Below are 11,830 nucleotides of genomic sequence, written 5' to 3' on the forward strand. Positions count from 1 at the left end.
GTGCTCACGGGGCCGTCACACCAGCCGATAGCCGACTCCGCGGACCGTCTCCAGGCGGTTCTTGCCCAGCTTGCTGCGCAGGTAGGAGACGTACACGTCCACCACGTTGGAGCCGGGGTCGAAGTCAAGCCCCCACACGTTGGCCAGTAGCTGCTCCCGGCTGAGCACCTGGCCGGGGTGCCGCATGAACATCTCGGCGAGTGCGAACTCCCGGGCCGACAGATCCACCCACTGACCGTCCACCCGCACCCGGCGTGTGCGCACGTCGAGTGCCAGGTCCGTATGCTCCAGCACCCCGGGTTCGGCGGGGGCCGCCTCGTGGGGGCGCAGACGCAGGCGGATCCGGGCTACGAGCTCATCGAAGGAGAACGGCTTGGGCAGGTAGTCGTCGGCGCCGCCCTCCAGCCCGGCCACCCGGTCGGCCACGGAGGAGCGGGCGGTGAGCATGATGACCGGCGTGGTCACGCCCTGGCCGCGCAGCTGCTCCAGCGCCTCGAAGCCGTCGATGTCCGGAAGACCCACGTCCAACAGGATTATGTCCACGTCGCCCAGCAGAGCCATCTCGACGGCGTCCGCACCGTTGTCGACGGCCTTGGGCACGAATCCCGCGGCCTTTAGCCCCTTGGTCAGAAACGAGGTGATGCGCTCCTCGTCCTCCACAATCAGTACGGTGGCCATGTTCTAATCCGACTCCTTCTGCTGTGCTGACCGTGTCTCGTCAGCGGTTGTCAGGGGAATGCGCAGCGTGAACACAGATCCTCTCCCAACCTCGGAGGAGATCGCCAGTCGGCCGTCGTGCGCCTCAACGATGCTCTCCACGATGCTCAGGCCGAGTCCGGCCCCGGAGGCGTGGCGCGTGGCCGCAGCGGTTCGGGCGAACCTGAGCCGGATGCGCTCCACATCCTCCGGGGCTATCCCGATGCCCTCATCCTCGACCCAGAGGAACAGCTCACTGCCATTGATCTCCGAGCCGATGACGACCCGTGAGTCCTCCTCGGAGTACTTCACCGCATTCGCCGCGAGCTGCAACCAGGCCTGGGTGATGCGCGCCGGGTCGAGCACGGCCGTCCCGGAGGCACAGCCTCCCAGCTGCCAGTCCCGGTCTCCCAGCGCGCAGGCCTTGTCGAATACTTGCAGCGTCAGTGCCTCGATGTCGGTGGGCTCGGGGGTGACGAAGTCGCTCTGCGAACTGCGTGCCAGGTCCAGCAGATCGTCGATCAGCGTGCCCATCCGGTCCAGCTCGTCCAGGGCCAGCTCCGAGGTCTGGCGCACGTCCTCGGGATCGTGGGGGTCAACCAGTTCCAGATGCCCGCGCACCACCGTGATCGGGGTGCGCAGCTCATGGCCGACGTCGTCGAGCAGTTCGCGCTGGGCCTCGACGGCCCGCTGCACGCGGTCGAGCATGCGGTTGACGGCAGCCGCCAGGGCGGACAGGTCGTCGCGGCCCCGCACACGCACCCGCGTGGTCAGGTCGCGCTCATCAATGGATTCGGTGGCGTTGCGCAGCTCCCAGATGGGGCGCAGCAGCCGACCAATGCTCAGCCAGGCCAGCGCCGTAACCAGCACCACGGTGACGGCGGCGGCGGCCGCATACAACCTCATGGTGCGCCAGATCCCCGCCTCGGCGGCGGTCAGGTCGACGGTGCGGACAAGGGCAGCCGAGGTCGTCCCATCGGTTATCGGGACAACAAGTACGCGGTAGCGCGCCTGCGCGGTCTCGACTGTGGTGATGGAGGAGGCGTCCGCGTCGGCCAGAGTGAGCAGCTGCCCGACCAGCTCGGGGTCGGTCTCCGGGCGCATGTCGATTCCCGCGGCGGACACCAGGCGCACGGCGCCGTCGACAATTCCGAGCTGCCCCTCCCCGGAGCCGAGCACCGAGTTGCCCATGTAGGTCTGGAGCACCTGGGCGGGATCGGACAGGGGGGTTCCGGCCACGGGATCGATACCCGTGTCCGCAAGGCGGCGCAGCTCCTGGCGGGTGAGCACGAGCCGGTCGTCGATGTCGGCGTGCGTTGAGCGCAGGTCCAGCATCCAGACGGCGGCGCCGGAGGTTGCCAGCGCCACCGAGGCGACCAGGATGATCGTCCACATGATCCGGGTGCGGATGGTCGCCCGGGAGAACGGGGCGGTGACCTTCACATACATATTGTGCCTGCCGGGGCGGTGCGTGCGCTCCTGCTCGGCGTATCGTCCGTGTCCGGTCCCGCCCGGACGCTGCGCGGCCATCTATCCCCCTGTGGTCGTGCGCGTCGTCCAGGCCGTGGTCGGTGAGGCGGCCAACTTGATGGATTCGCTCGCCCAGGCGGGCAGCCACTGCGCCGCTCCGGGGCGGAAGGCGTGTACGAAGATCAGCCGCAGTCGGGACGCCAGGTAGTAGACGGACAATCGGGACTCGTCCGCCAGTTCACGTCCCAGGTCTTCCAGAATGCTGCCGACCTGTGCGTACCCCGCCGCACCGAACCGTCCCTGGATGCGGGCGAGGTCCAGGTGGGCGGCGAGGTTGCCCAGGTCGAGTCCCGGCTCCGCCAGGGCGGCGGTGTCCAGGTCCAGTAGCGACAGGGTGGTGCCGTCCCACAGTAGCTGGCCGTCGTGCAGGTCCCTGTGGGAGGCCGCCGGCGGGTCACCAGGTTCGCACAGCAGTGCGGACACCCGGCCGACGGCGTCGCCGAGGCCCGCCGGGGACGCCCCGGCGGTGTCCAGGACCCCCAGGGCGTGTGCCTGCCGGTACCAGCGGTTGAGCACCTTGGCCTCGTCGGCCCCGGTGTGCTCGGGCAGAGCCTCGGGGCGGGGTACACCGGGCCACAGCTCGGCCAGCCGCTGCCAGCCGGGCAGGCCCGCATCGCCGAGGTCATGCAGGGCGCGTCCCGGAAGTAGCTCCAGGTCGAGGCGGGACGGCGACCGGTCCAGCACCTCGGGGGTGCGCAGTCCTGCACGCACGAAGGGCCGTGCCGCCCGTGGATCGGCGAGCCGGGCGGCACGGCCCGCGCGCAACAGCTTGTGTACCCGGTCGGTGCTGATGACGACGGCGCGGCGACCCGCGCGGTGCACCACCAGCCGGGATCCGGACTGCTGGTGCAGGAGCTGTGGGGACAGCTCGGGCAGCGCCGGGTCCTCGGCGTATGCCAGGGTGCGTAGGCGCCCTTCGACGTCGATCCGCCCGGCCCGCAGGAGCCCGGCCGCGTCCCGGCGCTCGAATACCATGCCTCGGTCATGGTCCGGCCAGGCGCGCACCAGGCCGGGTAGTTCCCGCAGTGTCTTCGCGGCAGCGGTCCTGGCCCCGCGGATGCCCGGGTCGGTGCCAGTCATGATGCCTCCCGGGTCCGCTGGTGGCAGGCGCCCGTGCGGGGGAACCGGTGCACTCGCGGGGACGGCGCATTCAGGAGCGCCTCGATGCGGTCGGCCTCCACTGCGATGCGCCGGCGCCAGTGCGGGTCCGCGTGGCGCAGTGGCTCCTGGATACGGGCGAGCCGGGCGCGGGCCTCGGCCGCCTGCAGCTCAGCCGGGTCGGGGAGGTCCCCGCCGGCCTCGGCGTAGCCCTTCAGGAGTTCCTGCCCGGCCTCGGGGCCGGCCACGGCCAGGTATGACCCCAGATCGACCACCGCGGGTGCCAGGCGGGCGCGGTCGAAGTCGGTCAGCCAGATCCTGCCGGTGCTCCGGTCCATGAGTACCTGGTCGGGGGAGGCGTCCCCGTGGATGAGTACCTCCCGCCCGTGCGGCCGGCCCGGTAGGACTTCACCGAGCCGGTGTACCCGGGCCGCGAGTGAGGGATCCAGATGGTTCAGGATGCGGGTGTGCACCAGCGCCTGGTTCTGGGCGCCGGGCTCGGCGTCGTCCAGGTCCATCCGCAGGGCGTCGGGCAGGTCGGCCGTGGCGGCGTGCAGGGCGGCCAGGGCGGCGCCGGCGCGCGCCGTCGCCGCGGGGTCGTAGTGGCGGCTCAGGTCCGTGTCACCGACGAAGCTCTGGATGGTGACATGTGCGGACGGGGAACTGTCCCGGCCGGGAGGCGGGGGCGGTACGGGCAGGTAACGGCCGATGAACTCCTGCAGGCGCTCGCCCCGACGCTGGGGGGCGGCGGTGACCCGCACAACTCCGACGGGCGTGCGTGCCACTAGGCGGCGCAGTGGGTTGTAGCGCAGCAGGTTTCCCTCGAGCTCCCCCAGTAGGGCCTCGTCGCGGGCGGCGGCTATGTGCTTCGCCAGGGTGGGGTCGGCGGCGACCTCGCCGGTCTGGAACAGCAGACCGTCTCCGGTGTCGCGCTGGGTGGTGCGCAGTCCCAGGCGCTGTGCGCGGCGGGCCGCCTTGGTGGCCTTGGCCCGGCTGACCGGCCACAGCATCCGGCCCCAGCCGGCGCTGCGATCGCCGTCCGCATCCAGCAGTGAGACGGTGATTGAGACTCCCGGCTTGATGCGCAGCCGGGCAGCGCGTACCGGGGCTCCCACCAGCTGGCTGAGGCGGTCCGGGTCCAGCACCGCGTCGACGGCGCTGCGCGTGCTACTGACGTACATGACTCCTCCTGTTCAGGTCCTCGGCCCGGTTGTTCTCCGGGGCCGCGTCCCGCTCGGCGCTGGTGAGCAGTTCCTGCTGGGCGGCGCCGGCGGCGGCCCACGCCTTGAATAGCGGCGACTCGTCGAGCAGCTGCTGCGGGGTGCCGTCGAGCCGGACCCGGCCGTCCTCGATCCAGATGATCCGGTCGGAGCGCATGGCCACCTCGGTCTCGTGGGTGACCGCCAGCAGGGTGCGGCCGCGGGAGAGCCGGTCGACGGCGTCCAGTACGGCCGCCGATGACGTCGGGTCCAATCCGGTGGTCGCCTCATCCAGGATGACGACGGGCGCGTCGCGCAGCAGCGCCCGCACAATGGCGACGCGTTGGCGCTGGCCGCCCGATAGTGTGCCGCCCCGCTCGCCGACAATGGTGTCGTAGCCATCGGGCAGGGAGGCGATGAACTCGTGCGCTCCGGCCGCCACCGCGGCGGCCTCCACCTCGGCGTCGGTGGCCTCGGGGCGGCCCATGCGGATGTTCTCCCGGATGGTGTCGGCGAACAGGACCGCCTCCTGATGCAGCACCGATATATGCGAGCGCAGTTCGGTCAGGTCCAGGCTGGTCAGGTTGTGGCCGTCCAGGCGTACTCGGCCGCCCACCGGGTCGATCGCGCGTACGATCAGGGAGGTCAGGGTCGACTTGCCGGATCCGGACGGACCGATGATGGCCACATGCTCGCCCGCCCTGATCTGCAGGTTGACGCCGCGCAGGATCTCGTGGCCGTCGTACTCGGTGGCCACGTCCTCAAAGGTCAACGAGCCGCGCACGTGCCCGAGCAGCACGGGATCGGCGGGGGAGACGATGTCCGGGCTCACGTCCATGAGGTTGGCCACCCGCTCCCCGGAGGCGGCGGCCCGGGCGATGCGCCCGGTGTACTTGGCCATGTCTCGCAGCGGCTTCATGGTGGTGCGCAGGTAGGTGTTGAACAGCACCAGGTCGCCGGGCGTCATCCCGCCTCCCAGCACCCGCAGACCACCGCCCACCAGCACCACTGCGGAGGCCAGGCCGACGATCACATCGGTGGTGCGCTCCAGGCGCGCCGCCAGGCGCAGGGAGCGCACGCCGGCGTGCAGGGAGGTCTGGTTGGCGTTGACGAAGCGGTCCTCGACGATCGGCTCCAGGCCGTAGGCCTGCACCACCTTGATGGTGCTGAGCGCCTCCTGGGCGGTATTCGCCAGGTGCCCCTCCGACTTGCGGGTACGGCGCGCGGCGGAGGTGATCTGCTTGGAACTGCCGGAGGAGGTCAGTAAGAACAGGCAGATCGCCGCCACCACCACGAGCGACAGCAGCGGGTCCAGCCACACCATCACCCCGAGCATGACCGTCAGGGTGAGCACATTGGCGGCCAGCGGCAGCCCGGCCGTGACGGCCACGTCCTGCATCCGGGCCACGTCGGAGACGAGCCGCTGTACCGTGTCCGCACTGCGGTTGCGGGAGTGGAACTGCTGGGAGAGTGTCTGTACGTGGTGGAAGGCACGGCGTCGCAGCGCGATCGCGGTACGTGAGCCGGCCAGCGCGAAGGAGACGGTGGCCAGGTAGTTGCACAGCGCCCGTAGGGCCACAATCACGATCAGCGCGGCTCCCAGCCCGATCAGCCGGACCAGGTTGGCCGGTGCATAACCGGTCTCGGCCCCCAGGGAGGACAGGACCGAGTCGATGACGATCTTCATGGGCCACGGCTCTGCCACCCGGAAGACGACCTCGGCCAGCAGGGCGACCGTGCCGCCCGCCACCAGCCGGACTTGCGGACGCAGATCCGGGGCGATCAGCCGCAGGGTGCGGCTCAGGGCGGAGCGAGTGATCTGGGGCTCAGACATGCTGCACCTCCGCCTGGGTGAGTATCTGGGCGACGACGGCGTCCCAGCCGTGGTGCTTCTCTGCGCGGCGGCGTCCGAGCTCGCCGCGCCGGGCCCGCAGCTGCGGGGCGACCGCGAGGGCGTCCAGGGCTGCCGCCAGGGCGGCCGGGTCCGACGGCGGCACCAGTACCCCGATGCCGTCCAGCAGCCGGGGCAGCTGGCCGACGGCGGAGGCGACCACCGGCAGGCCCGCCGCCAGGTACTCCAGCACCTTCAAAGGGGAGAAGTACTGCTCGTCCTCCCCACCCAGATCCGGGTAGGGCGCCACGCCGATGGCGGTGCCCGCCAGGGCGGCCGGCACGTCCTGCGGGGCCAGGGGCCCGCGGAAGTCCACATCCAGGCCGAGTGCCTCGGCCTGGGCGAGCAGTGCCTCACGCTCCGGCCCGTCCCCGATGACTCGCAGGCTCCACGACTCCTTGGCCAGGGACGCGGCCTGCAGCAGGTCGGACACTCCGTGCCACGGCTTGAGCGTGCCCACGAAGGTGACGACTACGTCGTCGGGGTCCTCCGGGAAGGGAGTGAGACGGCTGAGGTTGACGCCGTTGGGGATGGTGACCGCCCGCGGGGCGTCGACGTGGCGGCACACCCAGCGGCGCACCGGCTCGGAGACGCATACGGTGGTGCGGGCGGTGCGCACCTGGGCGCGTAGGGCCGCCAGTGCCGCGGCCTCGTCCACGAGCTCACGATGGTGACGCTGCTCGTCGATCAGTGGGGAGTTGACCTCCAGAACCCCTGGGATTCCGGCGTCGGCCAGGGTTGCCAGGGCGGAGGAGAACAGGGAGTAACGCTCGTACACGAGGTCGGCGCCCGCTTCTAGCACCAGCTCGGCCAGGGCAGCGGCGGCGTCGGCCTGGGCGCGCTCGCGGGCGGCGGCGTCGGTGGCCTCGATCCGGATGATGCTGACGTGCAGATCGGTCAGGTCATCGGGCACCAGGTTGCCCCGGCGCACCGCATACACCGTGACGTCATGGCCGGCGCGGCGCAGGGCACGCACCACTTCCTGAATGTGGACGGAAGCGCCCTTGGAACCGAACACGGGGACGCCCGGGTCGGCGCAGATGTAGGCGATACGCATCAGTCAGCCTCCTTGAGCTCGGGGGTGGACTCCCAGGCGGACAGGGCCGCCGCCTGGGTGCGGGAGTCGAAGTCCCGCTCGATCAGGGCGCGGGCATTGCGCGCCAGGGGGCGAGGATCGACGGTGCCCTCCGCCAGCTCCCGCAGGGCGCGGGCCAGCGCCTGAGGGTCGCTGTGGGGCAGCAGGATTCCGGTGTCGCCGTCGCGGATGACCTCGGGCAGCCCGGTAACCTCGGTGGCGATCACCGGCGTGCCGCAGGCCATGGACTCCAGGACCACGGTGGGCAGGCCATCGATGTTCCCGTCGTCGGCGGGCTTGCACGGGGCCGCGAACACCTGGGCGCGGCCCAGCAGGGCGCGGACCTCGGCCTGGGTGAGGGGACCCAGCAGGTTGACCCGGTCCTCCAGCCCCTGGGCGGTGATGCGTCCGGTCAGGTTGTCGTGCTCCTCGCCCTCGCCGGCGATGTTCAGCACGACGGGAATACCGGCCTTGGTGAGGATCCCGACGGCGTCGATGAGGTCGTCGAAGCCCTTCTTGGCCACGAGCCGTCCCACCGCCGCGACGTGCAGCGGTCCGTCCGCCGGGGCGGGCGGCCGGAACGGGAAGCGGTCGAGTTCGAGGGCGTTGTAGCGCAGCTCAATGCGTGCCCCGGTTCCGGACAGCAGTGAGTGCAGGTAGTGCTCGTTGTACCGGCTGATGGCAATCACACGCTCCGCGTCGGCACAGATGCGGCGCAGCCACAGCTGGTCGACCGACTCGTGGTAGATGTCCTTGGCGTGCGTGGTCACCGTGTAGGGGATGCCGCTGAGCTGGGAGGCGATCCAGGCGGTACGGCCGGCCAGGGAGGCGAAGTGCGCGTGCAGGTGAGTGATGCCGGCGTCGCGCGCGCTGCGGGCCAGTGCTGCGCCCTGGGCCACCTCGTCTCCTGGCAGGTCGGCCACGGCGGGCAGGATCCGTGCCAATTGCGTGCGCATGTCCGGCTCGTTGAGTGAGCCTGCCAGCAGCTCCCACATGTCGATGGCGCGGCGGGGTTGCGGCACCCAGTTGACCTGCGCCCGGATACGGGCGATCTCGGGGTGGAAGCGGGAGTCGGTGGTGGGGCGCAGGGCGTAGATGGTCAGGTCGTCGCCGAGCGCCTCTCGGGCGAGCATCTCGGTGACCACGAAGGTCTCTGAGAAGCGGGGGTAGACCTTGAGAACGTATCCGATGCGGGTCATGAGGCCATCTCCTGGAGGTTGCGGGCGGTTTCGAGTTGGGGACGTAGCAGGTCGGCGGCGCGTCGGGCGGCCGCGGGCAGCCCATCGGTGTGCAGGCCCGTGCGGGGCGTGCGTCTGGTGACGGCTGCGGCTGTCCAGGCGCCAAGCGCTTCAAGGCTGAGCTCGGAGGTCCGCATCACGTCGACGGCGCCGACTCGCTGCAGGGCGCGAGCGCGAATGAGCTGCTCCAGGCGCGGCTGCTCCCGGGGGACTATCAGGGCGGGAGTGGAGGTTGACAGGATCTCGCAGGCGGTGTTGTAGCCGCCCATCGCCACCACTGCCGCTGCACGCTCGATCCAGCGGCTCAGCCCGGGGAGCGACCGGTGTACCTCGGTGGCAGGGCCGGCGGCCGTCTGTACGGCGTCGAAGCCGGCCTCATCCAGTTGCGGGCCGGTGACCAGCACGTGTCGGTAGCCGGGGGGCGGAGTCATGCGGGCGGCGTTGCGCAGCAGCTCGAAGCCGTCGGAGCCGCCGCCCACCGTAGTCAGTACGAACGGGTCGGATGGCGCCCTACGACCGTGTTCAAGCTGGCTGCGGCCGTTGGCCAGGTAACCGGTGAAGACGGCACGGTCGCGCAGGGACATCGGGACTTCGCCGGTGGCAACGGGGTCGTGGACCGCGGGGTCGCCGTAGACCCACACCTCGTCGATCAGCTCGCGCAGGTTGGTAGGGGCGTCCAGACTACGCCATTCAGCTGCGGCCACCTCTGGCGCGTCCAGCACTTCCCGCAGCCCGAGCACGATTCGGGTCTGCGGGGAGGAGGCCCGCAGGTGCTTGAGGGGAGCGCGCAGCTCCTTGCGGACACCGTAGATGTGGCGGTCGACGATCACCAGGTGCGGGGCGAAGCGCTGGAGCGCGGACGCCACCAGTCCGGAGCGGAGGGTCACCAGCGAGTCGGGGGTGCCGCGCAGGCCGCGGGGCCGGTAGCCGCCGGAGCTCTTCGTGAAGCCCGGCAGCACCAGCCAGTCGAAGCCTGCCGGCAGGGCGAATCCGGGGGAGGGGGAAACGCCGGCGACGAGCAGACCGGTGACCGGGGCGCCGGTGAGGGCGGGCAGATCAGCGGCGATTCGGTTCGCCAGTGCCAAGTTGCGGCGCAGGTGGCCGAGTCCCTGGGCGTCGTGGCTGTAGAGCACCACGCGGATGCTGGGGGAGTCTGGCCGCCGTGCCAGTGCCTGTGCGGAGGCGACGGCTGCGTACGGAGGAGCCTGCGTCGGCGCGGCGGGTACGGCTGCCGGACTCGTGGCATGGGACAAGGACAAGGTGTGGTTGCTAGTCATGGGAGTCTTCTTTCCGATCGCCCGGTGGCGAGTTCATCAAATAGGCTCCCGCCCGCTTAGAAGGTGTCGATGAGACGACCATGAGAGTTTTCTAAGGCGGCGCTGAGGGTGGCCGCGTGCGGTGCGGCGCCCGGGTGGCCAAGCAGCTCACAAGCGGCGAGTCATCGGCGCCGACGTTGTGGTTGAGGTTCGTGGGTAAGCGTGCCCGCCGGGCGCCAAGCATCCCCACGCCTCCAAGCCCTGAAGCACCACGTTTGCGCCTATAACCCGAAATGGCGCGAGCGCAGTAGAAAGGGCGTCCGAGCCGGTGCTCGGACGCCCTCCCGGGTATCGCCGTCCGGATCCCTGTCTGGCATCCGGACGGGGTACTACGCGCGGTTCAGAGGATGAACGGGGCGATCAGGAAGCCCAGCGCCACGCACACGATGATGGATGCGGTACCAGGCAGCACGAACGGGTGGTTGAGCACCATCTTGCCGACTCGAGTGGAGCCGGTGTCGTCCATCTCCATGGCGGCGACGGTGGTGGGGTAGTTGGGCAGCAGGTAGTAGTTGGCCACGGCCGGGTAGGAGGCCACCAGCGCGGTTCCTGGCAGTCCCAGTGCCACCATGAGCGGCATGAACGCCCGAGTGGTGGCGGCGTGGGAGAACATCAGCGGGGCGGCGAAGTAGAAGAAGACCGCGACGAGCCACGGTGCGGCCTGGAAGGGCCCGGACAGGGCGTTGGAGATGGTCTCCTCGTACTGGTTGACGAAGGCGTTGCCCAGCCACGCCAGGCCGAGGATGCACACGGCGGCGGTCATGCCGGCGCGGAAGGTGTCTTGCGTGGCGATCTGCGCCGTCGGCTTCATTGCCGCCGCGCAGATAACGGCGGCGGTCGCCAGCATGATGGTCATGATCGCAGGTGTTGAGCCCATCGGCGGGTCGCTCATGATGTGCAGTTCCGGGGAGGAGACGGTGGCGTAGGTAACCACAAGGATGAGGGACGCCAGGAAGATCACGAGGCTCGGTACCGCGCTGGGAGCCGCCTTGTAGTCGCTGGCCTCCGCTGCGGATGGCTTTACCAGTCCCTTGGCCTTGCGTTCTATGTAGACGGGGTCGTCCTCAAGCTCGCTGCCCTGGAAGTAGGCGACGACGGCGCCGACCAGGCAGCCGATGAAGGTCGTGGGGATGACGATGGCCAGGCACTGCAGGTAGCCGATATTCATCGGCTCCAGAGCTACGACCAGCGCAACCATCGCCGCCGAGATGGGGGATGCGGCCACGCCGACCTGGGAGGCGACGACGGCGATCGACAGGGGACGCGACGGACGGATGCCATGGCTCTTGGCCACGTCCACGATGACCGGGATGACGGAGTAGGCGGTGTGCCCGGTGCCGCACAGCAGTGACATCAGATAGGTGACAATGGGTGCCAGGAAGACGATCTGCTTGGGGTGCTTGCGCAGGAGGATCTCGGTGAGGTGTACCAGATGGTCCATGGCTCCAGCGAGTTGCAGTGCCGCGACCGTGCAGATCACCGACATGATGATGCCGATGACCTCCCAGGGGGCGTCATCGGCTGAGGTGTGCACGCCGGTGAGTGCCAGCACCAGGATGCCGGCGCCGCCGGCCAGGCCGATGCCGACGCCGCCCATACGCGCGCCTATGATTATGAACAGCAGGACGACGCCTAGATGGAACCAGATCATCGTCGATCTCCTTTCGGGACGGGGCTGGCGCTGCCGTCAACTGGCGCTCCAGGCGACGCCCGCTCCGAGAACCGCCAGACTGGCAGGGACTCGGCGGAGGGTCGTGGGGGAGGATGACGACAACCTGTTGTGATCG

9 protein-coding genes are annotated in these 11,830 nt (G+C 70.1%); all 9 read right to left on the bottom strand.

From position 1 onward, the window contains the following. Positions 1–15 precede the first annotated feature (15 nt). The 9 genes from E4J16_RS04475 to E4J16_RS04515 all read right to left on the bottom strand — a co-directional run bounded on the left by E4J16_RS04475 (position 16) and on the right by E4J16_RS04515 (position 11,694). Positions 16–678 (bottom strand): response regulator transcription factor, encoded by a 663-nt coding sequence (locus tag E4J16_RS04475; protein WP_136313375.1) that lies wholly within the window; start codon positions 676–678, stop codon positions 16–18. A 3-nt stretch (positions 679–681) separates the two neighbouring features. Then, on the bottom strand, positions 682–2,226 hold the full coding sequence (locus E4J16_RS04480) for a sensor histidine kinase (RefSeq protein ID WP_338028875.1): 1,545 nt from the start codon (positions 2,224–2,226) through the stop codon (positions 682–684). Then, positions 2,227–3,306 (bottom strand): serine kinase, encoded by a 1,080-nt coding sequence (locus E4J16_RS04485; protein ID WP_136313376.1) that lies wholly within the window; start codon positions 3,304–3,306, stop codon positions 2,227–2,229. After that, on the bottom strand, positions 3,303–4,505 hold the full coding sequence (locus tag E4J16_RS04490) for a phosphotransferase family protein (protein WP_136313377.1): 1,203 nt from the start codon (positions 4,503–4,505) through the stop codon (positions 3,303–3,305). The genes E4J16_RS04485 and E4J16_RS04490 overlap by 4 nt, the downstream gene beginning before the upstream one ends. Beyond that, positions 4,492–6,357 carry an ABC transporter ATP-binding protein gene (locus E4J16_RS04495; protein ID WP_204519940.1) on the bottom strand — a complete coding sequence of 622 codons (1,866 nt, stop codon included), beginning with the start codon at positions 6,355–6,357 and terminating at the stop codon, positions 4,492–4,494. The genes E4J16_RS04490 and E4J16_RS04495 overlap by 14 nt, the downstream gene beginning before the upstream one ends. Continuing rightward, the gene (locus E4J16_RS04500) at positions 6,350–7,471 is read right to left on the bottom strand and encodes a glycosyltransferase family 4 protein (protein ID WP_136313378.1); all 1,122 of its coding nucleotides are present in this window, start codon (positions 7,469–7,471) and stop codon (positions 6,350–6,352) included. The genes E4J16_RS04495 and E4J16_RS04500 overlap by 8 nt, the downstream gene beginning before the upstream one ends. Continuing rightward, a complete protein-coding gene (locus E4J16_RS04505) occupies positions 7,471–8,688 on the bottom strand; it encodes a glycosyltransferase (protein ID WP_136313379.1) in 1,218 nt (405 codons plus the stop codon). The genes E4J16_RS04500 and E4J16_RS04505 overlap by 1 nt, the downstream gene beginning before the upstream one ends. Beyond that, complete coding sequence (locus E4J16_RS04510) at positions 8,685–10,004, bottom strand: glycosyltransferase family protein (protein WP_240038266.1); 1,320 nt, start codon at positions 10,002–10,004, stop codon at positions 8,685–8,687. The genes E4J16_RS04505 and E4J16_RS04510 overlap by 4 nt, the downstream gene beginning before the upstream one ends. Positions 10,005–10,383: 379 nt before the next feature. Continuing rightward, entirely contained in the window at positions 10,384–11,694 is a 1,311-nt protein-coding gene (locus E4J16_RS04515; RefSeq protein WP_136313380.1) for an anaerobic C4-dicarboxylate transporter family protein, read from the bottom strand. Positions 11,695–11,830 lie beyond the last annotated feature (136 nt).

The organism is Actinomyces procaprae, from assembly GCF_004798665.1.
Classification (GTDB): Bacteria; Actinomycetota; Actinomycetes; order Actinomycetales; family Actinomycetaceae; genus Actinomyces; species Actinomyces procaprae.